Origin of the sequence: Solibacillus sp. FSL H8-0538 (genome assembly GCF_038003525.1) — a bacterium.
Classification (GTDB): Bacteria; Bacillota; Bacilli; order Bacillales_A; family Planococcaceae; genus JBBOPI01.
In genome coordinates this window covers 2174991-2200949 of the sequence record NZ_JBBOPI010000001.1, presented here as the reverse complement: position 1 = coordinate 2200949, position 25959 = coordinate 2174991, and the positions used below count along the sequence as shown (strand labels likewise).

The 25959-nt window shown below is 39.3% G+C and carries 26 protein-coding genes; 20 read left to right on the top strand and 6 right to left on the bottom strand.

Annotated features, from left to right (window positions below):
- Positions 1 to 11: 11 nt before the first annotated feature.
- The 13 genes from MHH87_RS10400 (at position 12) to MHH87_RS10340 (ending at position 13204) form a co-directional block, all read left to right on the top strand.
- Complete coding sequence (locus MHH87_RS10400) at positions 12 to 566, top strand: DJ-1/PfpI family protein (RefSeq protein ID WP_340749237.1); 555 nt, start codon at positions 12 to 14, stop codon at positions 564 to 566.
- A 248-nt stretch (positions 567 to 814) separates the two neighbouring features.
- Positions 815 to 1870, top strand: coding sequence for a DmpA family aminopeptidase (locus MHH87_RS10395; RefSeq protein WP_340749236.1), 1056 nt, complete (start codon positions 815 to 817; stop codon positions 1868 to 1870).
- A 458-nt stretch (positions 1871 to 2328) separates the two neighbouring features.
- The gene (locus MHH87_RS10390) at positions 2329 to 2850 is read left to right on the top strand and encodes a M15 family metallopeptidase (protein ID WP_340749235.1); all 522 of its coding nucleotides are present in this window, start codon (positions 2329 to 2331) and stop codon (positions 2848 to 2850) included.
- Entirely contained in the window at positions 2847 to 3641 is a 795-nt protein-coding gene (locus tag MHH87_RS10385; protein WP_340749234.1) for a M55 family metallopeptidase, read from the top strand. The genes MHH87_RS10390 and MHH87_RS10385 overlap by 4 nt, the downstream gene beginning before the upstream one ends.
- 22 nt (positions 3642 to 3663) lie before the next feature.
- Positions 3664 to 4731 carry a dipeptide epimerase gene (locus tag MHH87_RS10380; RefSeq protein WP_340749233.1) on the top strand — a complete coding sequence of 356 codons (1068 nt, stop codon included), beginning with the start codon at positions 3664 to 3666 and terminating at the stop codon, positions 4729 to 4731.
- Between the two features lie 26 nt (positions 4732 to 4757).
- Entirely contained in the window at positions 4758 to 6584 is a 1827-nt protein-coding gene (locus tag MHH87_RS10375) for a peptide ABC transporter substrate-binding protein (protein ID WP_340749232.1), read from the top strand.
- 140 nt (positions 6585 to 6724) lie between these two features.
- Positions 6725 to 7669 (top strand): ABC transporter permease, encoded by a 945-nt coding sequence (locus MHH87_RS10370; RefSeq protein WP_340749231.1) that lies wholly within the window; start codon positions 6725 to 6727, stop codon positions 7667 to 7669.
- Positions 7669 to 8643, top strand: a complete 975-nt coding sequence (locus MHH87_RS10365) for an ABC transporter permease (RefSeq protein WP_340749230.1) — start codon at positions 7669 to 7671, stop codon at positions 8641 to 8643. Before MHH87_RS10370 ends, MHH87_RS10365 begins: the two co-directional genes overlap by 1 nt.
- A gap of 12 nt (positions 8644 to 8655) precedes the next feature.
- On the top strand, positions 8656 to 9717 hold the full coding sequence (locus tag MHH87_RS10360) for an ABC transporter ATP-binding protein (RefSeq protein ID WP_340749229.1): 1062 nt from the start codon (positions 8656 to 8658) through the stop codon (positions 9715 to 9717).
- Complete coding sequence (locus tag MHH87_RS10355; protein ID WP_340749228.1) at positions 9707 to 10648, top strand: ATP-binding cassette domain-containing protein; 942 nt, start codon at positions 9707 to 9709, stop codon at positions 10646 to 10648. Before MHH87_RS10360 ends, MHH87_RS10355 begins: the two co-directional genes overlap by 11 nt.
- Before the next feature lie 3 nt (positions 10649 to 10651).
- Complete coding sequence (locus MHH87_RS10350; protein ID WP_340749227.1) at positions 10652 to 11584, top strand: S66 peptidase family protein; 933 nt, start codon at positions 10652 to 10654, stop codon at positions 11582 to 11584.
- A gap of 10 nt (positions 11585 to 11594) precedes the next feature.
- Positions 11595 to 12380, top strand: a complete 786-nt coding sequence (locus tag MHH87_RS10345) for a serine hydrolase (protein WP_340749226.1) — start codon at positions 11595 to 11597, stop codon at positions 12378 to 12380.
- Positions 12377 to 13204, top strand: a complete 828-nt coding sequence (locus MHH87_RS10340) for a C40 family peptidase (RefSeq protein WP_340749225.1) — start codon at positions 12377 to 12379, stop codon at positions 13202 to 13204. Before MHH87_RS10345 ends, MHH87_RS10340 begins: the two co-directional genes overlap by 4 nt.
- A gap of 198 nt (positions 13205 to 13402) precedes the next feature.
- Here the strand turns inward: MHH87_RS10340 and MHH87_RS10335 are convergent, their stop codons facing one another.
- Positions 13403 to 15163 carry an AAA family ATPase gene (locus tag MHH87_RS10335; protein ID WP_340749224.1) on the bottom strand — a complete coding sequence of 587 codons (1761 nt, stop codon included), beginning with the start codon at positions 15161 to 15163 and terminating at the stop codon, positions 13403 to 13405.
- 260 nt (positions 15164 to 15423) lie between these two features.
- On the opposite strand from MHH87_RS10335, the gene MHH87_RS10330 reads away from it, so the two are divergent.
- From MHH87_RS10330 to MHH87_RS10320, 3 genes are all read left to right on the top strand, one after another.
- Positions 15424 to 16239, top strand: a complete 816-nt coding sequence (locus MHH87_RS10330) for a carbonic anhydrase (RefSeq protein WP_340749223.1) — start codon at positions 15424 to 15426, stop codon at positions 16237 to 16239.
- Positions 16240 to 16442: 203 nt separating this feature from the next.
- Entirely contained in the window at positions 16443 to 17129 is a 687-nt protein-coding gene (locus MHH87_RS10325) for a TraR/DksA C4-type zinc finger protein (RefSeq protein WP_340749222.1), read from the top strand.
- Between the two features lie 166 nt (positions 17130 to 17295).
- Positions 17296 to 17649: a DUF378 domain-containing protein gene (locus MHH87_RS10320; protein ID WP_340749221.1), complete on the top strand. Its 354-nt coding sequence runs from the start codon at positions 17296 to 17298 to the stop codon at positions 17647 to 17649.
- 73 nt (positions 17650 to 17722) lie between these two features.
- Here the strand turns inward: MHH87_RS10320 and MHH87_RS10315 are convergent, their stop codons facing one another.
- Positions 17723 to 18046 carry a DUF5658 family protein gene (locus tag MHH87_RS10315; protein ID WP_340749220.1) on the bottom strand — a complete coding sequence of 108 codons (324 nt, stop codon included), beginning with the start codon at positions 18044 to 18046 and terminating at the stop codon, positions 17723 to 17725.
- A 184-nt stretch (positions 18047 to 18230) separates the two neighbouring features.
- Here MHH87_RS10315 and MHH87_RS10310 point away from each other — a divergent pair, with 184 nt between their 5' ends.
- Together MHH87_RS10310 and splB are read left to right on the top strand one after the other, a co-directional pair.
- Positions 18231 to 18467: a transcriptional regulator SplA domain-containing protein gene (locus MHH87_RS10310; protein ID WP_340749219.1), complete on the top strand. Its 237-nt coding sequence runs from the start codon at positions 18231 to 18233 to the stop codon at positions 18465 to 18467.
- A complete protein-coding gene (gene splB / locus MHH87_RS10305) occupies positions 18464 to 19492 on the top strand; it encodes a spore photoproduct lyase (RefSeq protein WP_340749218.1) in 1029 nt (342 codons plus the stop codon). Before MHH87_RS10310 ends, splB begins: the two co-directional genes overlap by 4 nt.
- 403 nt (positions 19493 to 19895) lie before the next feature.
- Here splB and MHH87_RS10300 read toward each other — a convergent pair whose 3' ends face one another.
- Entirely contained in the window at positions 19896 to 21086 is a 1191-nt protein-coding gene (locus MHH87_RS10300; RefSeq protein ID WP_340749217.1) for a M14 family metallopeptidase, read from the bottom strand.
- Between the two features lie 251 nt (positions 21087 to 21337).
- On the opposite strand from MHH87_RS10300, the gene MHH87_RS10295 reads away from it, so the two are divergent.
- Both MHH87_RS10295 and MHH87_RS10290 read left to right on the top strand, forming a co-directional pair.
- Complete coding sequence (locus MHH87_RS10295; RefSeq protein ID WP_340749216.1) at positions 21338 to 22225, top strand: arginine deiminase family protein; 888 nt, start codon at positions 21338 to 21340, stop codon at positions 22223 to 22225.
- Positions 22226 to 22244: 19 nt separating this feature from the next.
- On the top strand, positions 22245 to 23561 hold the full coding sequence (locus tag MHH87_RS10290) for an amino acid permease (protein WP_340749215.1): 1317 nt from the start codon (positions 22245 to 22247) through the stop codon (positions 23559 to 23561).
- 9 nt (positions 23562 to 23570) lie between these two features.
- Here the strand turns inward: MHH87_RS10290 and MHH87_RS10285 are convergent, their stop codons facing one another.
- The 3 genes from MHH87_RS10285 to MHH87_RS10275 form a co-directional block, all read right to left on the bottom strand.
- The gene (locus MHH87_RS10285) at positions 23571 to 24332 is read right to left on the bottom strand and encodes a YqcI/YcgG family protein (protein ID WP_340749214.1); all 762 of its coding nucleotides are present in this window, start codon (positions 24330 to 24332) and stop codon (positions 23571 to 23573) included.
- Positions 24333 to 24402: 70 nt separating this feature from the next.
- Positions 24403 to 25029, bottom strand: a complete 627-nt coding sequence (locus MHH87_RS10280) for a LysE family transporter (RefSeq protein ID WP_340749213.1) — start codon at positions 25027 to 25029, stop codon at positions 24403 to 24405.
- 417 nt (positions 25030 to 25446) lie between these two features.
- The gene (locus tag MHH87_RS10275) at positions 25447 to 25938 is read right to left on the bottom strand and encodes a hypothetical protein (protein WP_340749212.1); all 492 of its coding nucleotides are present in this window, start codon (positions 25936 to 25938) and stop codon (positions 25447 to 25449) included.
- Positions 25939 to 25959: the final 21 nt, after the last annotated feature.

Genomic DNA, 25959 nt, shown 5'->3' with positions numbered 1-25959 from the left:
GGGATGGAAAGATGACGAAAAATGTATTAATTATTGCGGGCGATGCAGTTGAGGCGCTGGAGATTTATTATCCGTATTACCGCTGCCTAGAGGCGGGCTATGATGTGACGATTGCAGCACCTTCAGTGAAGAAAATGCAAACGGTACTTCATGATTTTGTCGACGGGGTCGATACATATATCGAGCGTCCTGCTTATGGCTTAGATTCAAATGCAGCCTTTGCGGACATTAATCCTGAACAATTTGATGGGCTCATTATTCCTGGTGGTCGTGCGCCAGAATACATTCGTTTAAATGAACATGTCCCAGCAATTGTGCGTCATTTCTTTGAGGCCGAAAAGCCGGTCGCAGCTGTTTGTCACGCGGCGCAAATTTTTGCGACAATTCCTGATGTGCTACAAGGACGTGAGCTAACGGCATATATTGCCTGCAAGCCGGAAGTCCAAGTCGCAGGTGCAACGTATATTGACGCAAACCTGCATACAGACGGCAATCTTGTCAGTGGTCATGCATGGCCTGACTTACCAGGGCTAATGCGTGAATTTATTAGAAAACTAGAAGAGTAAGCGAAGAGGGTGTCCGAATGATTTTTCGGGCACCCTCTTCTGCATCCTTTCACTCCTACAAAACGCAGGTGGCTTGGAGAGGTAGTGCATTTGTATTTTGTATAGCCATTTTAGGTTGACAGGCTGTAACGGGTATTTCATGTATGGTTTATCTACTATCTTGAAAAGTAAATTTTATTCTCAATTTTAAATTGTGCGAATTATTATACAATAGTATTGGATTTATTAATCACTGAGGAGTGGATAGTGTGAAGAAAAAAGTACGAGAAATGGGCATTGTGATTGGGAAGTTACCAGTGGGTGCGAAAAATTGTATTACAGATGTAGCAGGTGTGCGCGTTGGACATGTAACGCTTGATCATAAACTTGATGAGGGCGGAGAGCATGCATGTACGGGGGTAACGGCAATTTTACCGCACGGCGGGAATTTATTTCAGCATAAGGTAACCGCTGCGAGTTATGTGCTAAATGGCTTTGGTAAAACGGCGGGACTTGTGCAGGTTAATGAGTTAGGTGTTATTGAGTCACCAATAATGCTGACGAATACATTTGGCGTACCTGCTGTGACACAGGGGACGCTGCAAGTTATGTTAGACGCGAATGCGGAGATTGGTGATAAGACGGGTACGATAAATATTGTCGTAGGAGAGTGTAATGATAGTCATCTGAACTCGATTCGTGCTTGTCCAGTTTCGCCTGAGCATGCGATTGAAGCGATTCATTGTGCTTCAGAAGAAGTGGCTGCAGAAGGGGCAGTTGGTGCGGGAAAAGGGATGATCTGCTTCGGTTATAAAGGCGGCATCGGCTCGGCATCACGGGTTGTGAAGGTAGAAGACCAGAATGTATCATATACGGTTGGGTGTATGGTGTTAAGTAATTTTGGATATAGTTCTGAGTTTTCAGCAAATCGTTACGTTGTGTCGACTACTCAGGATGCGTCTACGTTATCGCCGACAGATGGCTCGATTATGATTGTACTGGCAACGGATGCGCCTCTTAGTAGCCGTCAACTCACACGTGTCATTAAGCGCTGCGGCATCGGTCTAGGGCGAACGGGCAGCCATTTTTCACATGGGAGTGGTGATATAGTGATTGGCTTTACAACGGCACACACTATTCAACATACGACGGATGAACTTGTGGAAACACGTACACAGCTAAGTGAGGGTCACCCTGTCATGAATCAGCTATTTACTGCGGCGGCAGAGGTTACAGAGGAAGCAATTTTGAACTCGCTCTCTCAGGCAGAGACGACAACTGGTCGAGATGGGCATGTTGTAAATGCTTATGTATTTGCAAAATAATAATGTTATAAATTTTAAAAAGCTATTCGAGCACCTAGATGCTTGAATAGCTTTATTAAATAGCATCACTAATCAAAAAAGTTTGATAGACAAAATAGAACACATTCATCCCTTAAATGTAATATTATTCAATAAAATGTTTTTTATAGTAATTTTATATCTAGTCAAAATTTTCTAAATATGCTAACTTTATATTAATATATAGAATTTTCAAAATAATTATTATATTGAGGTGAATCGTTATACAACATAAGTTACTTCATCCCATAGAGGCATTAATAAAGCCTGTAGGGCAACAGTATCCATCTATTCAAGAAAATAACGAGCGACTTATTCTTATTGGCGAGGACCATCCAAGAATATTTATTAAGCCGATTTATTATGAACAAAAAATTCCAAATAGCTTAAAGTCAATCTATTTGCGAGAGAATGCTTATGAACGAATAAAGAAAGCGTTGATGTTATTGCCTGAGAATACTAGTTTTATTTTGTATGACGGGTATCGACCGTTTCAAGTGCAGCAATATTTGTTTACGCATTTTTCAGAGCAAATTAAAAAGCAGTACCCGACTTATACGGAAGAAGAAGTTTTGGAAGAAACACGAAAGTATGTGGCGTTTCCTAGCTTGGAGCCGGGACACTCTATACCGCATTTAACCGGGGGAGCGATTGATTTGACGCTTGGGGATTTGGTGGGCAATGCGCTGAATCTCGGTACAGACTTTGATGCAATCGATCCGAAATCAGCGACACGTTATTTTGAGCAACACCCAAACGAAAATGAAGAGGCGCTAAAGTATCGTCGTCTTTTATATAACTGTATGATAGCTGTTGGTTTTACGAATTATTCGGAGGAATGGTGGCACTACGATTTTGGAAATGCGACATGGGCCAGACGTATAGACGCACAACAAGCCCGCTATGGTGCGGTCGTAGCAGAGGTCCAGGACAATAATGTGAAGGAGTGTCGATACATATGAAGGTATATATAAGTGCAGATATTGAAGGAATTACAGGGACAACATCGTGGAGCGAAACAGAGCTTAACGCGCCCGATAGCCAGTTTTTTAAACAGCAAATGACAAAGGAAGTAGAAGCTGCAATTGAAGGAGCAATCGCTGGTGGTGCGACGGAAATTTTACTAAAGGATGCACATGATTCGGCACGTAATATGGATATTTCGAACTTACCGGAGAACTGCAAGGTAATTCGTGGTTGGACGTATGAACCAATGTGTATGGTAGCAGGGCTTGATGAAAGCTTTGATCGTGCAATTTTCATTGGGTATCACAGTAAAGGTGGTAGTGAACGAAATCCATTAGCGCATACACTTTGCGTTTTTGCGGATGTGAAGATTAACGGCGAATATGCTAGTGAATTTTTGATTAATACATATGCAGCCGCTTTACACGGCGTACCGATTGCGTTTGTAAGTGGGGATGTTGGCTTAACAGAAGAAATTCAGTCAGTGAACGACAACATCGTGACATTCGCAACAAAGGAAGGTATTGGAAATGCGACGATCAGCGTTAGCCCACAACTGACGATTAAGGAAACAAAACGACTTGTTGAAGAGTCGATGAAGGTGGATCGTGAGGCACTACAGGTGACATTGCCAACGCGCTTCGTCGTAGAAATTATATACCGTGAGCATACGCGTGCATATCGTAATTCGTTTTATCCAGGCGCGACATTTAAGCCGCATAACACAGTGGAGTTTGTAACGAATGACTATTTCGAAGTGTTACGCATTTTACAGTTCTTAACATAACAAATAGACAGCAGGTGGAAAAATGAGAATTACAAACATTATCGTTGCCGAAGTAGAGGCTCCGCTCATTACGCCTTTTAAAACAGCGCTACGTACGGTACATAGTATTCAAAATGTAGCAGTGTATGTGCATACCGATGACGGGCAGATTGGAATTGGAGAAGCGGCACCAACTGCAGTTATTACAGGTGAGACGAAGGCGTCGATTGCCCATGCCATCGAAGCGTATATAAAACCCTCCATTATCGGAATGGACATAGAGGATATCGCACAAATCATGGAGCGACTCGACAAAAGTATTTACAAAAACACTAGTGCTAAAGCCGCGGTGGATATGGCAATTTATGATTTATTTGCGAAACGCTATGACACCCCGCTTTATAAAGTATTAGGTGGCTATCGAAAGGAACTAATCACAGACATTACGATTAGCGTGAATGACACGGCAGAGATGGTAAAAGATAGCTTAGCCGCAGTAGAGCGAGGTTTTCACATCCTCAAAGTGAAGGTAGGCAAGGATCCTAAAGGTGATGCCGCTCGTGTGATTGCGATACGTGAAGCCGTTGGATCAGCGATTACATTACGTGTGGATGCGAATCAAGGGTGGACACCAAAGCAGTCGGTACGTATTATTTGTTCTCTTGAAGATGCCAATACCAATATTGAGTTAGTCGAGCAGCCTGTTCACTACGATGATCTTGCCGGTATGCAATATGTTACAGCGCATACGTTGACAAATATTTTGGCGGATGAGAGTGTCTTCTCACCAAAGGATGCACTAACGATTATCGAAAAGCGTGCTGCAGATTTAATCAATATTAAGCTCATGAAAACGGGTGGCATTTATCAAGCACAGAAGCTTTGCCAAATTGCGGAAGCGAATGGCATTCAGTGCATGATTGGCTGCATGTTGGAAACAAAAATTAGCGTTAGTGCAGCGGCTCACTTTGCTGCGGCCCAGAAAAATATCACAATGGTGGATTTGGACGGACCAAGTTTATGTATGAAAGATCCTATTGTAGGTGGTCCGGTGTTCGCAAGTGAACGCATTACGATGACGGATGCATCCGGGATAGGGTTTTCATTATAAAAAGAGTAACAAGGGGGAGGTTTCTTATGAAAAAGTATTTATTACTTTTGACGTGCATGGTTGCAGTTTTTTTAGCGGCGTGTAGTGATGATGCTTCAAAAGAAGAAGAAAAAGAAAAAGCATCTGAGTACCGAGTAGTTTATTCTGGAGAAATAAAAACATTAAACTACTTAAAAACATCTGATACAAATGAGTTTGCGGTTGCAGCAAACTTAGTTGACGGACTGATTGAGTATGATGAGTATGGTGTCGTACAACCAGGCTTAGCAGAAGAATGGTCTTCAAATGACGATGCAACAGTTTGGACATTCAAGCTGCGTGATGGCGTGAAATGGGTAACACATGACGGTAAGGAGTATGCAGATTTCGTCGCAAAAGACTTTGTTGACGGATTAAACTATGTACTTGATGCAAAAAATGAATCATCAACAGCGTGGATTGCAACTGTTGTGAAAAACGGTGACGCTTTCTTCAACGGCGAGGTTACAGATTTTGCTGAAGTTGGTGTTAAAGCACTTGATGAGCATACATTAGAGTACACATTAGAAGCACCAACAACTTATTTCCTTTCTATGCTGAACTATGTATGTTTCTTCCCAGTGAATGGGGAGTTTTTAGCTGAAAAAGGCGAAAGCTTCGGAACTTCTCGTGAAGATTTCCTTTATAACGGTGCATATATTTTAGATAAATTCGAACCACAAAATGAGCGTGTACTTGTGAAAAACGATACATATTGGGCTAAAGACAATGTGTTTATCGACCGTATTCGCTATAAATATAACAAAGAAGCAGCAACTGTAGCTCCAGAATTATTTTTACGTGGCGACATTGATACGGCAAGCATTCCATCATCAATTATTGATGAATGGTTTAATGACGATGAGAAGAAATCTCTTGTTCGTCAAAGTCAAAATGACTTTTATACGTATTTCTATGCGTTAAATTTTGACCCACAATTTGATGCACAGTATGATCCAGAAAATTGGAAGATTGTAGTGAATAACAAAGACTTCCGTAAATCGCTATACCATGCACTTGACCGTGTATCAGCGATGTTAACATTGGAGCCATACAATCCACAAGATCTGCTTAGCAATAGCATTACGCCACAAAACTTTGTGGATGTAGATGGTGTCGATTATACACAATTAGCGCCATTAGCAGCCATTACAAATGGCGATTCATTTAACAAAGACTTAGCATCTGAGTACAAGGAAAAAGTAATGAAAGAACTGGAAGGGAAAGCGACATTCCCGGTAAAAGTATTAATGCCATACAACTCAGGTAGTCCAGACTGGGCAAACCGTGCACAAGTTGTTGAGCAGCAGGTTGAAAAGTTATTAGGTGCAGATTATGTCGACATTATCGTGGAGCCAGGTCCAGCAACAGGCTTCTTATCAGAAGTTCGTCGTCCAGGTAAGTTTGCGTTACTAGAAGTAAACTGGGGCCCAGATTTTGCTGATCCATCAACTTATACAGATCCATTCACTGAAGGCGGCACTTACAACAAGCCAGAGCTTGCTGAAGGTTACACAGATGCAAATGGAAAATCAAAATACCAAAACTTAGTCGATGCAGCAAAAGCAAAAGTAGAACCAGCAGAACGCTATGAGTTATTTGCTCAGGCAGAAGCCTTCTTAATTGAGGAAGCGTTTGTCATTCCTTACTCAGTAGGGGGTAGTGGCTATGTCGCTTCTAAATTAAATCCATTTGAAGCACAATACTCACCATTTGGCGTGACAGCAGAGAAATTTAAAGGTCAACATATTTTAGAGAAGCCAATGAGTAATGACGAGTTCAAGGAAGCTTTAGCGAAGTGGGAGCAAGAGCGTGCTGCTGCTTTAGCAAAGTAAGAACAAGGAAAGAACATGGCCAAGTGCTAATTAAATAACTACTCGTTATGATTATTCGTTACGAAGGAGATGACCGAAACCTAGTATTCGGCATCTCCTTCATTCTTTCTTATTCTCTAAATAGTAAGGAGGTTTAAATTATGTTGTGGTACATAGGAAAACGATTGTTGCAGTCAGTGTTAACACTTTTTATCATTATCACAATTGTTTTCTCATTACTGCGTTTAATGCCTGAAGAAGGGTACTTAGGTGCAGCTGCGGAGAAAATGTCACCAGAGCAACAGGAAGTGTATTTAACGAATTTAGGTCTGCGTGACCCGATACTTGTACAGTTGGGGAATTTTTACGGGAATTTATTGCAAGGGGATTTAGGAAAGTCTGTTACATACCGTACAGATGTGCCAGTTGTCACAATTATCGGGGATAAAATTATGTATTCATTGCTATTCGGATTAGGCGCAGTTGCTCTGTCACTGATTATCGGTGTACCACTAGGAATTATGATGGCGCATCTGAAGGGGCGTTGGCTCGATCGATTAGGGACAGGTTATATTGTCTTCATCGTTGCCGTACCTGCAGCGGTCTATTACTTAGTCATTCAAATGTATATTACGGATATCTTCCATTTGCCGATGCTATTTGATGAGTACAATCCAATCAGCTGGATGTTACCGCTTATTTCGATGGCATTAGCACCGATTGCGTCGTATGCAATGTGGATGAGGCGCTATATGGTCGATGAGTTAAACAAAGACTATATTAAGCTAGCACGCGCAAAAGGGGTAAAGGAACGTACATTAATGTTCAGCCATGTGCTGCGCAACGCGTTTATTCCTATGGCGCAATACTTACCAGCAACGATTCTTTTTACCATCACAGGATCCATCTACATTGAATCCTTGTATTCCATTCCAGGGATGGGGGGCTTACTAGTTGATGCAATTCAGCGTCAGGATAACACAGTTGTACAAGGTCTAGTACTTGTCTTTTCATCACTTGGAATTATCGGTCTGATTTTAGGCGATATTGCGATGGCACTTGTTGATCCACGTATTAAGTTAGGTAAAGGGGAGAGTGTACGCTAATGGGCATCTATAGAGAAGAAATTACGAACATCTCTGAAAAATCGACCGAAGAGCTGTTTCAGTTTGCAGTAACGGATGACAATAAAGCCGAAGAAACAGCCTATTCTAATTACTCGTATTGGCGTTCAACATGGAAATCGTTTTTGAAAAATCGTCTGGCAGTCTTTTTGCTAGTTGTCGTGTTTATTATTGTGGCTTTTACGATTCTTCAGCCGTACTTCCCTTTGCAGAAGTCGCCCACAGAAATTTATATCGATGAGCAGACTGGTTCACAGGCACGAAACATCACACCGAACTCCGAATTTTGGTTTGGTACGAACTCAATTGGCCAAGATTTATGGTCACGTATTTGGGCAGGGACGCGGACATCATTATTTATTGGCTTTGCGGTGGCATTAGTTGAGGCAGTCGTTGGGATTACAATCGGTGCGCTGTGGGGCTTTTCGCGTAAACTTGAAATGCCGATTACCCAGCTATATAACATTGTGGATAATATCCCGACAACGATTGTGCTCATTTTAATGTCGTATATTTTACGTCCTAGTATTTCGACCATCATTATTGCCATGTGTATTACAGGCTGGGTGGAGATGGCGCGGTTTATTCGAAATCAAATCGTTATTTTGCGTGACCGCGAATATAACTTAGCTTCAAAATGTCTAGGGACACCAGGCTATCGTATTATTATTAAAAACTTATTACCATACTTAATTTCCGTCATTATGCTGCGTATGAGCTTAGCTATTCCATTTGCGATTGGCGCAGAAGTTTTTTTAACGTATATCGGTTTAGGACTACCAATTAGTGAACCTTCATTAGGGAACCTAATTAACGAAGGCCGTGTACTCATGATGTCACCTGATTTACGCTATCAGCTCATTTTCCCAAGTATTGTATTGAGTGTAATTACAATTGCTTTCTATATAATTGGGAACTCATTTGCGGATGCAGCAGATCCAAAAAATCATGTGTAGAGGGGGATTACGGTGGGAGACAAACTTACAAATGAACGAATTTTATCCATTCAAAATTTAGTTATTAAATTCAAACTACGTGGCCAGGTCCTAACGGCGATTCGTGATATTTCTCTGGATCTTTATAAAGGCGAAAGTCTTGCAATTGTAGGTGAATCTGGATCGGGGAAATCCGTCCTCGTGAAATCGATTATGGGCTTGCTAGATAAAAACGGCTATATCGATCACGGGCAGATTTTGTACAGCGATTATGATTTAGCGCAGTTTACAACAGAGAAAGATTGGTTGAAGATTCGCGGCAAAGAGGTGGCGATGGTCACACAGGATCCAATGACATCATTAAACCCGCTAAAAACAGTGGGCAAGCAAATCGAGGAAAGTGTTGTCCTGCACCAAGGCTTAACGGGAAAAGCGGCGTACGAGGAAACACTTAAATTACTGAAAGACGTTGGAATATATGATGTGGAAAAACGCTATAAGCAATTCCCGCACGAATTTTCAGGTGGGATGCGCCAGCGGATTGTAATTGCGATTGCCATTGCGTGTAACCCAAAAGTGTTAATTTGTGACGAGCCAACAACGGCACTCGATGTAACAATTCAGGCGCAGATTTTGCAGCTACTCACAAACCTTCAGAAAAAGTATGGCTTAACAACCATTTATATTACGCATGACTTAGGCGTTGTGGCGAAAGTAGCTGACCGTATTGCTGTCATGTACGCAGGAGATATTATTGAAGTTGGCCAAACGCATGAGGTGTTTTTCAACGGCAAGCATCCGTATACTTGGGCACTTATTTCTTCGCTACCACAGCTGGGGACGAAAGGAGAACAACTTTATTCAATTAAAGGAACGCCCCCTAACCTGTTCAAGCAAATAAAAGGGGATGCATTCGCACCGCGTAATCAATACGCGCTGAAAATTGACTTCGAGCAGCGTCCGCCATTCTTTAAAGTGAGCGACACGCACTTTGCACGAACATGGCTACTCGATCCACATGCACCAAAAGTAGAACCTCCTGAAGCGTTACAAGCATTTTTTGAAGAAGGGAGACGATACGCCAATGAGCAATAGAGAAGTATTAGTCGAAGTGAAAAACTTAAAGGTTGTCTTTGGTAAAGGAAAAAACAAATTCATAGCTATAGATGATGTCAGCTTTGAGATTTTTAAAGGCGAAACATTTGGATTAGTTGGCGAATCCGGATCAGGGAAAACAACGATTGGGCGTGCGATTATGCGCATCAATGATGTAACAGATGGTCAAATTTTGTACCACGGCAAGCCGATTAATGGAAAAATCTCAAAGGACTGGGACCGCGAAATTACGCAGAAAATCCAGATGATTTTTCAGGACCCTGTAGCCTCGCTAAACGAACGTGCCAAAGTTGACTATATTATTTCAGAAGGTCTCGTGAATACAAAAAACTTTACAAGCGAGCAAGATCGCCAACAAAAGGTTCGTCAAGCATTGCTAGAGGTAGGGCTACTACCAGAGTTTGCAAGCCGTTTCCCACATGAGTTCTCAGGAGGACAGCGCCAACGAATTGGGATTGCCCGTGCATTAGTAATGGAACCTGAGTTCATTATTGCGGACGAACCGATTTCAGCACTCGATGTTTCCATCCGTGCGCAAGTATTAAACTTACTGTCAAACTTACAGGAGAAAAACAACTTAACTTATTTATTTATCGCGCATGACTTATCGATTGTCCGCTTTATTACTGATCGGACTGCGGTTATTTATAAGGGAAATATTGTGGAGTTAGCGGAGACGGAAAAACTATTCTCCAACCCAATTCATCCCTATACACGGACATTATTAACCGCTGTACCAGAGCCAAATCCGTACAAAGAGCGTAAAAAAGTAGTCGAAATTTATGATCCAACGCAGCATAACTACGAAGAAAATCCACCATCGTTTGTCGAAATTGAGAAAGGGCACTTCGTTCTGGCAAACGAAGAGGAAATTACACGCTACCGAAACACATCCAAAATGGGGGTATAACAGATGATTACACCAAAAGCATTGAAAAAAGGCGATACAATTGGTCTCATTAGTGCTTCCGGCGCAACGCCACCAGAAAATTTACAAAAGGCGATTGAAAGTGTTGAGAAGCTTGGTTTTAACGTTGTCGTAGGTGAAACGTGTCGCGTCAGACATGGTTACTTAGGCGGTTCAGATGAGCTGCGTGCACAGGAAATTAATCAAATGTTTAGTGATCCTACTATTGACGGCATTTTCTGTATCCGTGGTGGCTACGGTGCGACAAAAATCCTAGCACGCCTTGATTACGAGATGATCAAAGCGAATTCGAAAGTTTTTGTAGGCTATAGCGATGTCACGGCACTACATATCGTCTTTAATCAAAAATGCGAATTCGTCACATACCATACGCCGATGCCTTCAACGGAATTTATTAGTCCAAAAATGGATGACTATACTTGGGATTACTTTATCAACAGTGTCACGGGGACTGACTGGAACGGATATCGCCTAGAAAATCCACCAGGCCAGCCTATGACCACGCTAGTATCAGGCACGGCAACAGGTCAGCTAGTTGGTGGGAATTTAACATTAGTGGCAGCATCCCTTGGTACACCGTATGAAATCGATACAAAGGGAAAAATATTATTTTTAGAAGATATTGATGAAAATGAACAGCGTGTAGATCGAATGTTGACACAGCTTCAGCTAGCGGGCAAGCTTGATGACGCAGCGGGCTTTTTATTAGGGGCTTGGACAAACTGTGGACCAGTAAATCCTGACCATCCTGAACGTAGCTTGCCATTAGCAACTATTTTTAATGAAATTTTAGTGCCGCTAAATAAACCCATTTTAATGGATATTGCCTGTGGACATTGCTTACCAACAATGTCGCTTCCATTAGGGAAAACAATTACGTTTACCACAGAAACACAGACGATTACAGTTGTTGAGTAGGTGACGTAAGATGAAGCAATCCATTCAGCGAATGCTACAGGAAGTACCGTACAAGGTGCATGTAATTGTAAAAGAAGCAAATGCAGATGACTATATCTTCAGTGAGTGTTTTGATGAGGTATTCTCAAGTGCGAGCCTGATAAAAGTGCCGATTTTGCTTGCAGTACTAGATCATGTAGAACGTAACCATGAATCGCTCAATCAAGTCATAGCAATCAATCCAGAGAACCGTGTTGACTTCAGTGTATTAACGGAGCAGTACCAAGAAAAAAGTGCACTGTATGAGCTATTAGTATGGATGATTATTACGAGCGATAATACTGCTACGAATGTCCTGATTGATTATATCGGCATGGAGGCGCTCAATGATTATTTCCGGAAAATTGGTCTTACAAAAACACGACTGCAGCGTAAAATGATGGACTTTGAACGATTAAAGAACGGCTTTGACAATGTTACGACTGCACGTGATATGGCACATCTTTTTACCCGTATTTATCGGAAGGACGTATTAACGCAGCCCTTTAGTATACTAGCGATTGAAATTTTGAGCCGCCAACGAGATCATGAAAAGCTTAAGCGTTATTTGGTGGGAAATGTAAAAATCGCACATAAAACAGGTGGTCTTGATACGGTTGACCATGATGTAGGGATTGTCTATAGTGACACGCAAGATTATATTATCGGTGTTTTTGTCACAGAGGTTACAAATAATGACGATGCAAGGCTACTAATCGGCCGCATTTCGAAAGTTGTTTATACGCATCTAGTAGGAAATGAGGAGAGATTTATATGAATGCAATTGCGACAACAATGATAGTCAATTTATATTCGCAACCCAATGTCATGTCTGAGCTGGCAGATGAGATACTGTACGGCATGCCCGTGCAAATACTTGAAAACGTTGATGACGAATGGGTGCGCGTAAAAACAACGTATCGCTATGAAGGTTACTGTCAGAAAAGCAATTTCCTCATTGATGATATGAACACGAGCATTTGGCAGGAGGAAGCAACGTATGTCATTAGCCAAGGATTTGCCGATATTTTACTGGAGCCACTTATTCAAAGTACGAAGCTAATAACACTTGTAAAAGGCTCAACTGTACGATACATACGTAACGAGGAGCTGGATCCAGAGTGGGCAACCGTTCAGTTAGCGACAGGTGAACTAGGCTATGCACGCAGTAAATGGCTTCAAAAAAGGATTGCCGAAAACAGCCTGTCCGAACACGAGCTACGAGAAAACGTTGTACAAACAGCGCTTAGCTATTTAGCCACGCCATATCGTTGGGGAGGTAAGTCACCACTTGGCATTGACTGCTCAGGCCTTTGTTCAATGGCATATATGTTAAACGGAGTCCTCATTTACCGAGACGCGAGCATTGTTGATGGTTTCCCAATAAAGAAGATTTCACGAGAGCTAATGCAAAAGGGGGACTTATTATTTTTCCCAGAGCATGTAGCAATGTATATCGGTGATGATTTATACGTCCACTCATCCCTTGGCGGCAATGAAGTAAGCATTAATAGCCTAAAAGAACAACATCCGCATTACCGTCAGGATTTAGCAACAACGATTACAGCGGTCGGGAGCTTGTTTGTGACTGAATCGGGTTGAAACAGGGTGTAATTCGTTCCTTCTATTAGTGGATAAGAAAGTATACCTTTCCCATCCACATAAGTAAGGACATCAACTCGCCCTATTTTGGGCGAGTTGTGTCTTTCTAATAGAAAAAAGCCAGTTCTTAAACGATTCCTCGTTAAAGAACTGGTTAAATTACTTTACAAATTTTTCAGTGGCCTCGAATAACAGCGACTAGTTTTTTATAATCTCCAATAAGTCTTCTAAATCCTTCGATAATAGACCGTCATTAGAACAATTATTAAACTCATAGAAATTATAATGTGGCAAATATTCAATTGTAGTCCGGTTTATTTTAATAACATAATCAGGAATATTTAGTTTTTCTTTTAATTTTTGAAGTTCTTTAATTTGGACTGAACTTCTTTGACACTTAAATAATTCATGAGTAAATTTATTAGGAGCAGTACCGAAAATTTGAATGATTAACTTCTTTAAGGATGTATATTCAGATAACTTTATATTGGATTCGTTAATTTTTTTGGCATCAAATAATGGACTAAACTTTCGTTGCTGTACGTTTTTATACAGCTCCGTTTCCATATTAATTTGTTGAGGGAGCCATTCTCTAAACTCATTTAATACAGTAGTTAATTTTTCTTCTGTTAGATGATAGCGTTTAAGTTTAAACGATAGAGTTTCTTGTAATTCATATAGCACTTTTGCACTTTTAGGATGTTTTCTAATCCTTGGTGTTTTTATCGAATTTTTTAAATAATCTTCTAAGACATAAGTAGAAATGGCGTTCGTGTTAAATAGAGCTTGTAGTTCTTCTAGAGATTCGTCATAGAGATTGATGTAATGTGCCAGCATTTTTCTGTTAAAAAAGTATATTTGATCTTTATTTAGTATTTGGGAAAATTGTTTTGCATAGTCTAATCCATCTAAATCAAAATCAAAAATAGCATAGATTAAATAGTTTTCCTCAGACATGGCTCCTAATACATGTAGAAACGGAGATAACTCCTCTTCGCTTAACACTTTATCTTGCCCATCTATTGATATGATCTCCACATCATGTATCTTCAATTTGTCATGAATCAATGCCTCGAAAAATTGTTTCTCTAATTTACCTTCTACTATTAAGACCTTTTTCGGAGAGGATATACTCGGGAATATTGGAGAACTGTAAATCTGTTCGGGCATAATTGAAGTGCTTTCAGAGAGAAAAAATTGTTCTATTATAGAAACCTGCTGATTCGTTTCATAAGTTCTATGTGTAAGAGAAATATTGCAGTTGTTTTTTATATAATAGTCCAATGTAAATTCGTTAGTTGTTGTAACAATTGAAATGATATTAAATGAAATTATTTGATTTAAAATAGGTTCTAAATAAACGGGATGAATTTTACTATCCGGTTCATCGAAAGCAACAATCATTTTACTTGAATCTCTTTGTTTCAGTAAATTGGCAAGTTCATGCAGCGAACTCGTTAAAAAATTGATTGCCATTTCTCCCTGACTTAGATGGCTAGTCCTAGTCAATGAAGGTTTTTTATAATAAATAAATTGGTATTCAAAAAACTCTTTAATAATTTCATGTTTTAAATTATCACTCTCGAAATTATAAGAGATAGAGATTGTCCCAGTAGGATGATAACTTTTTTTCACAAAATAGTTTTCTTCGTTGACAATGAAGTTGAGTGTAATAGAAAATGTTGTTTTCTTTTGAGAAAAATGTGATTGGTGTTGGCTTTGATGTACATTTATTTTGTTTGAAAGGTAGTGTTGAAATAAATTGTTAATTTCACTAGGGGTATTAGCTTGGGCAATTAAACTACCATATAAGTTATGTTGTTGTGAGAAAAAAAGATTAAGTGCATCGATTATTGATGTTTTACCTGATCCATTTGAACCGTAGATTAAGTTATGTTTAGCAAAATTGAAAGTAGCATTTTTGTATTGTTTGAAATTAGTTAATTCTACCATTAGCATGTAATTATCCCCCCTATTATTGTCTAATATATACTATATATTGAAAACAATTGATAAATAGAACCGTGCTTAAACAAATCATAGTGACTTTTTATAAATAGCTTCCGTTTGTGCGCTTAGCAAGGTGTATTAGTTAAAAAAAACTCTAGGTGAGGAAATTTATAAATGCCATGAAAAAAAGAATTGATGGTTTAATAATCCATGTTTTTTGGTTACGTTATTTGTAGAGAGCTGGCACCTCTGCAAAGGAGAGAAAAATTATGAATATTAAATATCATTCTGGATTATTGGTTGCATTTATATTACTTTCGACTGCCATTTATGGTTTGTTGGGACCTGGGACGCAAAAAACGTTAGGAATCGAAAGAAATACAGTTGCAGAGCTTTCAAATTGGTCTTACGAAGCTGATAATGGACCAAATGAATGGGCTAGTATCGATTCCAAATTTTCTAAGTGCGAACTTGGTATGGAACAATCTCCAATTGACATAGGCCAAGTGAACAGAAGGCTAGATAATAGTAATGATTTTGAAATGAAGTATAAGCCAACAACTTTTACACTCAATAACAATGGGCATACGATACAAGCGAAGGATTCTTCTGGCGACAATTTTCTAGTAATCGGTGGGGATGCATATAAGCTTGTACAAATGCACTTTCATAACCCGAGTGAGCATCAAATAAATGGGCAAAGTTTTGATATGGAAGGGCATCTTGTGCATACAAATGGCGAAGGGAAACTGGCTATTCTTGGATTCCTAATTAGAGAGGGGAGTGAAAATATAGTCTTGACCGAATTGTGGTCTAAGCTTCCTCAGAAAACAAATAGTCAGGAGGTGCCGTTAAGCAATTCCGTAGACCTTGCTAACTTATTCCCTGAAAAAAAGAATGTTTTTCAATATGAAGGCTCATTAACAACACCACCTTGTTCGGAAGAAGTAACATGGATAATATTAGAACAACCGATTGAAATATCAGCATTACAAATAGCTACTTTCGAGGCTGTTTTTCCAAATAACAGCAGGCCTGTTCAATTATTAAATGACCGAGAAGTTATAGAAATGCAATTACAATAAACAAAATCCGTAAAGTAAAAACAGTGAAGTGTACACTTTTTAAAGTAGACACTTCACTGTTTTTTATCAGTGGATAAGAAAGTATAACTTTCCCATCCACATAAGTAAGGACATCAACTCGCCCTATTTTGGGCGAGTTGTGTCTTTCTAATAAATAACTTCCCATCAATTTGCTCATACTAATCATCATAAGGAAGGACGTGATGACCATTCTAACCGAAAAGCAAATAACGAAATTAAAAAAGATGCTCATTGAACAAAAAAGTGCATTAAAAGGAGATGACAATGAGGATGAAGTAATCGTTCGTGAAAGCTTACGTGATTCAACAGATGAATTATCTACACTGGACAATCATCCTGCAGATTTAGCAACTGAATTATATGAACGCGAAAAAGATATGGCATTAAAGGTGCATAGTGACGATGAATTAGCACAAGTTAAAGCGGCGCTAGAGAAGATTGAAAATGGTACGTATGGAGTTTGTGCAGAATGCCATGAAGACATTCCATACGATCGATTAAGAGCGATACCTTATACTGCGTTTTGTATTGAGCATACGGAAGCTAGATCGGTACCAACAGATCGCCCAGTAGAGGAACAAGTCATTCTTCCACCACTAGATAATTCCTTCGCAGGTAGAGATAAAGAAGATGGTATTCATGATTACGAAGATAGCTTTCAAACCGTTGCCCAGTATGGTACTTCGGAAACCCCTTCAGATTTAAAAGGTGATTTCGATGATTATAATGAATTGTATGACAACGAGAAAGAAGTAGAAAAGTTTTCGTCACTGGAAGGATTACACGTGTCAAAGGATGAATTTTTAAACGGCCAAATATCACAACAGTATGCTGATGAAGCACGGAAATATGATTATTTAGAGGAATAAATACTAGTCGTTCTAAATTCTCCGTGTGTTTAAATTTTTTATATTCTTTGCTTTGTATAAACCGACGTTAATTGCAAAACATAACAGTGCGTCATAATGAGTGTTTAAAATGACGAGTTCAATTTTTGGTATTAATGAGTTTTAAATATGAAGGAGGTGTCAATCAATGGGAGTAGTTTATAGGATTGCTTTAATTTTAGTTATAGTAGGTGCCATCAATTGGGGCCTAATCGGATTTTTCCAATTTGATTTAGTAGCCTATCTATTTGGTGGACAAGCTGCCATGTTGTCGAGATGGGTCTATGCTCTTGTTGGTTTAGCAGGACTTGTGTCTATTCCAATTCTTTCTAAAGAATTAGGGGATGATGAGAGTGATCCCAATTACGTAAGTGATAGCAGAGCAAGTACGACTACTCAAATCTACAGCAAACCAAGTTATGATATGGAGGCTGGAGAAGAAGTAGATTTTACAGAGGCAAAAAAAACGCATAAAAAAGATTCAGATGAAAAGAAGAGCTAAGATTTAAGCAGCACTTATTCCTAAAAACAAAAATTGACGACCTTTTATGGTTCGTCAATTTTTTGTTTGGAAACTACAGCAACGATAACCAAAAAAGATGGACCCCAAAGATGCCTAAATACATTGAGAAGGTTCCTATTAATATTATGGAAAATATTTTTTGAAATTGTTCAGCACTTTTTTTATAAACAAAATAGGAGGTCAATAAAATTAACATTGAAAGAGCAATCTTTACACATAAAAACAAGATGGGACTTGTTGCCCACAAAAGATCCATGAAAGGATTAAATTCTTCGATTTCGTTTTTTTTCAATCCATAGTGGGTAACAAAACCATCGAAAATATTCAAAGAAGCGACTAACAAACTAACATAATGAATAATGATTTTATTTTTCATTTTACCGCCCTTATATTTTTATATTCCACAGATGCATTCCTCTTTACCGTTAGCGTAGAGGAGCATCATTGTGTGTGATATAAAGGATGGCCCGTTTAACCTTTAATCATAAATAAAAATAGGGGGACATAATTTTTTTCGTTTTATGCCAAGCTAAGTCTAAAGACATGAGGAAGGTGACAACATGCTGAATGATTATAATGCAGGGGACATTGTTTATATTTTTTATCGCAATCCGCACATACAAGATGTAGCCAATATACAAGAAGCAGCGGTTGTAAATAACCCGGATAAACCGACTGAATTAGCACTTTTTCTGTATGAGACTTATTATCCGTTATCAACAGATTTAGCGATTTATGCGAACGTAGCAGAGGCTGAACTAGCGTATCAAGAATATTTTGGGGGAGATCATTCATGAAAAAACCATTTACTCCCCAGCTTGTATACTTTGAACCGAATGCGCTTAATTATCCACTTGGAAAAGAGTTGAAAGACAAATTTGAAAAAATGGGGATAGAAATTCGAACTACGACTTCCCATAATCAAGTTCGAAATCTTCCAGGTGACAATGATTTTCAAAAGTATCGAATTGCAAAATCTACACTTGTCGTGGGCATTCGGAAAACGCTTAAATTTGATACATCTAAACCTTCAGCTGAATATGCCATTCCATTCGCAACGGGGTGTATGGGGCATTGTCATTATTGTTATTTACAAACAACGATGGGAAGCAAGCCGTATATTCGTACATATGTAAATGTGGATGAAATTTTGGAAGCGGCTGATCGTTATATTGAAGAACGCGTACCAGAAATGACACGATTTGAAGCATCTTGTACATCAGATATTGTCGGCATTGATCATTTAACCCATACATTGAAAAGAGCGATTGAACACTTTGGTCAAACGGAATATGGACGGTTGAGATTTGTAACAAAATTTCATCACGTGGATCATTTACTGGATGCGCAGCATAACGGACATACCAGATTTCGGTTCAGTGTAAATGCAGATTATGTTATTAAAAACTTTGAACCGGGTACGTCTCCTTTAGATAAGCGTATTGAAGCAGCTGGAAAAGTAGCAAGAGCAGGCTATCCACTTGGGTTTATCGTCGCACCTATTTACCTTCATGAAGGGTGGAAGGAAGGGTACTATCATATGTTCGAACGCCTTCATGCAGAATTACCGCTTGATGCGCGGGATGATATAACGTTTGAATTTATCCAACACCGCTTTACAAAACCTGCTAAAAAAGTAATTGAAAAAAACTACCCTATGACTAAATTGGAATTGGATGAATCCCAAAGACGATATAAGTGGGGGAAATATGGAATAGGCAAATATGTTTATCAAAAAGAAGAAGAAGAAGATATAAAAGAGCATTTATCAGGCTATATGACCAAATTTTTCCCTCAAGCGAAATTCGAATATTTTACGTAATATTAAGGCTCTACACCAAAATCTGAACTCGACAGCACATTGCACTCCAGGCGGACGCTTTCCGCGGGCGTGGCTTGAGCCTCCTCGGGCCAACACGATGTTGGTCACGAAGGCGTTGCCACAGGACGTGGCGTTCTTAGCCTTCGTTCCTAAACGCTTCGTGCGGGGTCTCAAGGCTCACGCTTTTCCCGCAGGAAGCTTTGCTCTGTAGCGAAAGGCGAATGCCGTCAGCTACACTCGCCGCCTTCCCTTCCATGTGCTTATAAAGTAGTACGCTTTCTTTTAAAGTAAAGCACATGTTTTAGCACGACTCCATTCCATTTATTCTTTTTTGCTAAAGGAATACATTAGTTGGAAATTATTTATGACAAGAGTATTCATTAAGAGGCTGATAGACAATTCCTCATAAATATAACGCCGCCAGAAAAATCCCTAAAGTTCGTTCGTAGATTTCATCAAACTGAGTGAGTGGTAGCGGATTTGTTCCTCTACCAAGCTCTACAGTAAAACCAGGTCTTCGCCAGTCCTGAATAAACCAATCTTTATATCCAGCATAACTATCCACTGTTTCGACAGGCGTGTATCCACTTACGCGACTAAATTCATTGGCTAGTTCTTCATTCTCAGGTGGCTCGAGGTTTTCAAATCCCCAATAAATAACTTCTCCTTGAGTATGAAAAGCTAGCACTCTTGCAAAATCCCGTTGCCTTGTTAAGTCTGCCATCGCAATCGCTTCTGGTTCAGATAATGGGCTTTCGCCTCCATAATCTCTTGGTCCCGGCGTTTTAGGATTGCGTGCTCTTTCCTTTTCCCACTCGGCAGGGAATTGATCATTTAGATCCACTCCACGTATATTCGCTTTCCATCCAGAAAAATCCGAGCTGTTATTATTCCATTCAATCACGCGGCTTTTCCAAGGTTCTACTGCAGGTGGTCCATTTATGACCAAATTAACCCCGTCAGGATTAACCATTGGAACAATAGAAAGTTTAGTTTGCTCATATAAGGGCGCTGTAACAAGCCCTCGAATCGTAGTTTGATTCGTTAGTGACAACGCATAATCATTTAAGAAGGTCATAAGAATCGGCGTTGTAATCCATTCGTTTGCATGAAATGAACCATTGTAATGAACTTTTTTACTTCCGCTCCCGATTACTATTTCAGGTATTTCCTTCCCTAACACGGAATTGCCTATTGAAGAAATTTGCAAGAAGGGATAAACAGTCTGTAATTGTTTAATATCATTCATCATGGCATCGTAGTCATAATTCTTTTTGCCGATAATAATTCTTGACGTTATCCTAAGAGGAATTTGAACGGTTTGGCCAATTTGGAGGCTGTTTGAGTTAGAGCCAGGATTAACTAGAAGAATGGCATCTAGAGGTAGGTTTCGGCTCTGAGCAATTGACCAAAAGGAGTCTCCGGGTCTAATTTGATAACTATCGGCAACAAATCCCGGAATTTGAATGCGCTCACCAATTGAGAGCCTTTGAGGGTTAACGTTTTGGTTGGAATTGATAATAAGCTGAAGAGGAATATTAAATAACTGGCTGTAATACCAAAGCGAATCCCCGCGTCTAACATATATGTCCATATCGAACCTCTCCTTTATTAAAAACTCCAATAGCATATGACATCGTAAAAAGTATTATGTGTTCAAAACGTTCGAGGGCAAAAGATGCGTAACGTGGGGCGGCGAAATAGCCCATGAACTTTCATGCTTTTTTTGCATAATCCAATTCAGGGTGGTAACGCTAAGGAAGGTGGAAAACAAGAAGGAGAGGATACATCATATTATCATTTCAACCCAATTGTTGGTCAGAAAATGGGGAACTTGAGGTTGTCATGCTTTGTGCACCATCTAAGTTAGATGTTCCAGATTTAAAAACCGCGGAAAATGTGCAGTGGAGCGCTCCTGTCAAACATGAAAAAGCAATGGAAAATTTCATGGAATTAAAAGGGGTAATTGAGGATGCAGGAATAAAAGTCATTGATTATTCCAAAGAGCTACCGCCAGTTGCACGAAGCTTGAGTGAGCAGCTCATTAATCGATTTTTTGTTCGAGATCTTGCTTGTGTATTTGGCAATATTATTATTCCAGGAAAAGCAGGTAGTTCGATTAGGCGTCCGGAGTATGTACAGGCTCATTCACTAATAAAACAGTGGTTCCCTGAAACCTTTGTATTCGATGAAAATAATTATGGTGGAGCAATGGAGTTTGGTGATGTACTAATTCTTAATAAAGATGCCGTGTTTATTAATATTGGCATGCGCACAACGATAGAAGGCGTGGAGAAGGTGAAAGAAAAAATCTTCAAGGAAGGTTTTTCTGAAATTGGCATTATTGATTTGCCACGGAGCTCGGATACACTTCATTTAGATATGAATTGTAACGTAGCAAACGGAGATTTAATAATTGCCAAGAGCTTTATGCGCTATTTTCCTGTCCACGTTTTTACCGAGAGTGGGTCTCAATTTGAGATGACAGAGCCATTTCTAAACCGCCATGGATTTGAAGTGTACTGGCTAGAGAAATATAATACCATTCCTGATATTAATTTTCTTAATTTAGATCCAGAAACATTATTAATTAGTAAGAAAGCACATAAACAGATGCTCAAAAATCACCCAAAATTACAAAAGAAGAAATTCATTGAAATTGAAGTGTCAGAATTAGAGAAATCTGGTGGGGGCATTCGCTGTATGTCAATGCCGTTGAGGAGAAAAACGTAAAGGTATAGGAGTGATCCTAATGAGGTCAAAAACAAAAAAAGGCCGTATGCCGTGGTGGCAGCTTTCATTTCTTGGTGTGGGCTGCACAATAGGAACAGGCTTTTTTCTTGGGTCTAGTATGGCTATTAAGAAAAGTGGACCTGCTGTATTAATTGCCTTTATTTTAGCGGCAATTGGCACATACATTGTTTATGATGCGCTTGCGAAGATGTCTGTTGACGATCCGGATAAAGGGTCTTTCCGCTCATACGCAAAGAAAGCATTTGGCAGATGGGCGGGTTTTAGCAATGGATGGATCTATTTATTGTCAGAAATGCTCATTATGGGAAGTCAACTTATAGCGCTAGGAATTTTTACACAGTATTGGTTTCCAACTATACCACTTTGGATAGCCACATCAGTGTACTCTGCACTAGCATTACTCGTTATTTTGCCAGGTATGAAGGGGTTTGAAAAATTCCAAAATCTCTTTGGTGTACTGAAAACGGCAGCTATTGTCATGTTTATTATTGTTGCTGTCGTTCTACTAGTAAAAGGTACGAATGCTCAGCCAAGTGAAGTAACTTCGTATTTGGCTCATTATAAAAACTTTTTTTCAGAAGGGGTTAGAGGGATTTGGCTTGCTCTACTATACGCCTTTTATGCTTACGGTGGAATTGAAGTAATGGGTCTGTTAGTCATCGATTTAAAAAATCCAAAACAGGCACCTAAAGCAGGAAAAATAATGATCATTACATTGACCACCATCTATGTTATGTCCCTAGGTTTGGCCCTGGCTCTTATATTTTGGGGCAACATCGATGTAAAAGAAAGTCCTTTTATTACAGCACTTAATAATTTCGAAATTCCTTTCGCTACAGATATTTTAAATGGCATTCTTATCATTGCTGGCTTTTCGACAATGGTTGCCTCTTTGTATGCAGTACTGACAATATTAATTACCCTTGCTGAAGATAAGGACGCTCCTGCTTTTCTAGCTAGCAAAGGAAAACGGAAAGTGCCGCTACCAGCAGTCCTTTTTATAACAGGTGGTTTACTCATTACCATCATTATTGGCCTGTTATTACCAGAAAAGATTTTTGAATATTTGATAACAGCAGCAGGGTTAATGCTTCTTTATAATTGGCTGTTTATATTAGTGACATATGCCAAGCTGATGAAATTGTCAATTTGGGACAAAATAAAGATTGCTTTAGGGATGTTACTCATTATCATTACTATTTCTGGTACGTTTGGCGAAAAAACAAGCAGACTCGGATTTTATGTGAGTCTGCTCTTTATAGTAATGATTGGAATCGCTACATTGATAATGGTGAAAAAATGGGAGAACACTTGATGACAGTTCTTACTTTTGTGGTAATGAGAAGTTATTTTGCATCCTTAGAAATGGACATTTGGATGCACTACTAGCATCATCGCTTAAAAAATACTGCTTCCATTCCTGATTGTCTTCTTGGCCATACCATTTTAAATCTGGATGACTTGGAATGGCATCATACTCACCAATGCGCTTCCGTATGAGCGTTTTCATTTTGCGCCCATATACGGTGGAGTTGTTCAATTCCTGAAACACCCAACGTGGCTGAAATGCTACTAAAAGAGAAGGGAAATGACGACTCTTTCGTAATTTATGTGCAGGTGTGGCACAGAACACAAAATAAGGTTCTCCATCAAAACAAAATTCCCATTTATGGTGTGAAGGATCTGATGGAATTGCTTTTGGCCACTCCTTGTCATCAAATGATGTAACCTGGTTTAAAACAGACCAAAACAACTTCCGATAATCCTCTACAGTATAATCCGTAAACATATCTTCCGGTGTTTCAAAAAAAACAGCAAATGAAGTATTTTTTCCTGCATCACGTGAGCATTTTCCATAATCCCTTAAGCTTTCTGCAAGATTCTTTATAGAACTGACTTCCCGCGGATTTCCGACAAAACAAAACTTCAGCTGATCTTTTAAAAAACCTTGTCTAGCTGGGACACATGGATACGTATTTTCATCATCTGCAATTATTGAAGAGAAGGATTTATACGCTATTTGTTGCCATAAAGGAAGTGTTTCTAAATGTTCGTCTATCCAACTCTTTTCTAAAACTGCTCCCACTTGAGACTCCTCCTTCTATACAGTACTACACTATTAAAGGGGGCCCAAATGGGTGACTAATCATATGTAGTTATTTGAAAATGATGGTATATGCCTGATATCCAAAATATAAACCAAAACCAATAAGGGATAATCCAGCTCCAATAGTGATGAACTGTAACGCTCGGGAGTTCATAAATTTTCTAAAGCTGCTCGCAACACCAGCCATAAAAATATCCCACATGAACACGCCTAGAAATATACCGCTACTGTAAAATAATAACTGTTCGTTGCTATATAAATCGCTTGTTTTTGCTAATACTGACCCGTATAAACCTAACCAAAAAATAATATTAAGTGGATTTGAAAGGGCTATGACGAAACCAGTTCTAAACGACTTACTCATGGATTCGTTTATTGTCAGATCTTTTTGTATCGGTTTTTTTGCACCTAAAATGCTTTCGACGCCCGTCCAAACTAAAACGAAAAATCCAAGTAACCAAAGAAATAATTTCATATAGGGTGTTGTTAAATACTGTGCTAAGCCAAAGTAAATCAGAAACATAAAAATCACATCACCAAACATTGCACCTAATCCAACCAACCAAGAATTTAGGAATCCATATTTAATGCCCCTGTTGATTTGTGCGACATTAATTGGGCCAACAGCCGCAGATAAGGATACCCCTAATAAAATATAGCTAAAAAATGGATTCATTGGTCATTCCCTCCGATACAAGTTAAACGTACTCGTACCATTCTATTCCTAAAAAAGGTGAGTATCACATGAGGGCACTGAAAAAATCTATAAAGTAGTTTAGCCAGCTTTGGAACGAGACACCGTTGAAGAACTGGCTTTTTCTTCGATGTCGTTGATTTGGGCTCCAGGCGGACGCGTAGCGACGAGGAGGCTCACCACCGCCCGCGAAAAAGCGAGTGCCAGAGCACCAAAAACCTATCACTATTTAGCAAATACTTATTAGAATTTTCAGTAGAAATCAACTTTTTCAGTGCCTTCAAGCGTGAGGAGGGGAAACAAGCTGAAATATTTTCGGTTGATTAAAAAAAAGGAGATGCGATAACGTAATTGTCACATCTCCTTTTCGATATTTGAGCAAAATTTTATTCGAAATCGTTAACACAAAACGATGATTTGAGAGGGAGTGGTTTGAGCAGGGATGCTTCTTGTTGAAGGACCATAAACAACAATGAGATTTCGATTGGCGGGATTTCCAGTAAAGGCTTGTGAATTGGTTAATAATAGATGCGTAAATTGAGAAATGTTTAATTTTAATTGACCATCACTACTCACTAACTGGCTGTTGAAAAAGTCTACTTTTACATTTTGATACGGACGATCCTTTACCATAACAAGTGCTCGGTATTGCGGAGGGAAAATAAGTGGAACGGGTGCATTTCCATCATAATAACCAGTTACACTATCGCCTATTGAGATCATTTCATGGTTTACAAAATAAGTAGTGGGAGAAATTACAAAATTAACAAAAGACCCATCTCTATTTTGAACGGAGAATAATTTATAACAACCTTTGCCTTCATCGTTTGGGGAAATCATAAAATCACTTATCATGGTGACAGTACCTTGGAAAGAAATAAAATTTATCATACGTATACCTCCATTGAGTTT

Bases quoted from the DNA above. Each gene is read 5' to 3' on its own strand.
- MHH87_RS10390 (WP_340749235.1), top strand. From the start codon at position 2,329: ATGTTATTGCCTGAGAATACTAGTTTTATTTTGTATGACGGGTATCGA.
- MHH87_RS10325 (WP_340749222.1), top strand. From the start codon at position 16,443: ATGACCATTCTAACCGAAAAGCAAATAACGAAATTAAAAAAGATGCTC.
- MHH87_RS10350 (WP_340749227.1), top strand. From the start codon at position 10,652: ATGATTACACCAAAAGCATTGAAAAAAGGCGATACAATTGGTCTCATT.
- splB (WP_340749218.1), top strand. From the start codon at position 18,464: ATGAAAAAACCATTTACTCCCCAGCTTGTATACTTTGAACCGAATGCG.
- MHH87_RS10315 (WP_340749220.1), bottom strand. From the start codon at position 18,046: ATGAAAAATAAAATCATTATTCATTATGTTAGTTTGTTAGTCGCTTCT.
- MHH87_RS10290 (WP_340749215.1), top strand. From the start codon at position 22,245: ATGAGGTCAAAAACAAAAAAAGGCCGTATGCCGTGGTGGCAGCTTTCA.
- MHH87_RS10340 (WP_340749225.1), top strand. From the start codon at position 12,377: ATGAATGCAATTGCGACAACAATGATAGTCAATTTATATTCGCAACCC.
- MHH87_RS10335 (WP_340749224.1), bottom strand. From the start codon at position 15,163: ATGCTAATGGTAGAATTAACTAATTTCAAACAATACAAAAATGCTACT.
- MHH87_RS10375 (WP_340749232.1), top strand. From the start codon at position 4,758: ATGAAAAAGTATTTATTACTTTTGACGTGCATGGTTGCAGTTTTTTTA.
- MHH87_RS10295 (WP_340749216.1), top strand. From the start codon at position 21,338: ATGCTTTGTGCACCATCTAAGTTAGATGTTCCAGATTTAAAAACCGCG.
- MHH87_RS10370 (WP_340749231.1), top strand. From the start codon at position 6,725: ATGTTGTGGTACATAGGAAAACGATTGTTGCAGTCAGTGTTAACACTT.
- MHH87_RS10330 (WP_340749223.1), top strand. From the start codon at position 15,424: ATGAATATTAAATATCATTCTGGATTATTGGTTGCATTTATATTACTT.
- MHH87_RS10310 (WP_340749219.1), top strand. From the start codon at position 18,231: ATGCTGAATGATTATAATGCAGGGGACATTGTTTATATTTTTTATCGC.
- MHH87_RS10365 (WP_340749230.1), top strand. From the start codon at position 7,669: ATGGGCATCTATAGAGAAGAAATTACGAACATCTCTGAAAAATCGACC.
- MHH87_RS10385 (WP_340749234.1), top strand. From the start codon at position 2,847: ATGAAGGTATATATAAGTGCAGATATTGAAGGAATTACAGGGACAACA.
- MHH87_RS10275 (WP_340749212.1), bottom strand. From the start codon at position 25,938: ATGATAAATTTTATTTCTTTCCAAGGTACTGTCACCATGATAAGTGAT.
- MHH87_RS10300 (WP_340749217.1), bottom strand. From the start codon at position 21,086: ATGGACATATATGTTAGACGCGGGGATTCGCTTTGGTATTACAGCCAG.
- MHH87_RS10345 (WP_340749226.1), top strand. From the start codon at position 11,595: ATGAAGCAATCCATTCAGCGAATGCTACAGGAAGTACCGTACAAGGTG.
- MHH87_RS10280 (WP_340749213.1), bottom strand. From the start codon at position 25,029: ATGAATCCATTTTTTAGCTATATTTTATTAGGGGTATCCTTATCTGCG.
- MHH87_RS10320 (WP_340749221.1), top strand. From the start codon at position 17,296: ATGGGAGTAGTTTATAGGATTGCTTTAATTTTAGTTATAGTAGGTGCC.
- MHH87_RS10380 (WP_340749233.1), top strand. From the start codon at position 3,664: ATGAGAATTACAAACATTATCGTTGCCGAAGTAGAGGCTCCGCTCATT.
- MHH87_RS10355 (WP_340749228.1), top strand. From the start codon at position 9,707: ATGAGCAATAGAGAAGTATTAGTCGAAGTGAAAAACTTAAAGGTTGTC.
- MHH87_RS10400 (WP_340749237.1), top strand. From the start codon at position 12: ATGACGAAAAATGTATTAATTATTGCGGGCGATGCAGTTGAGGCGCTG.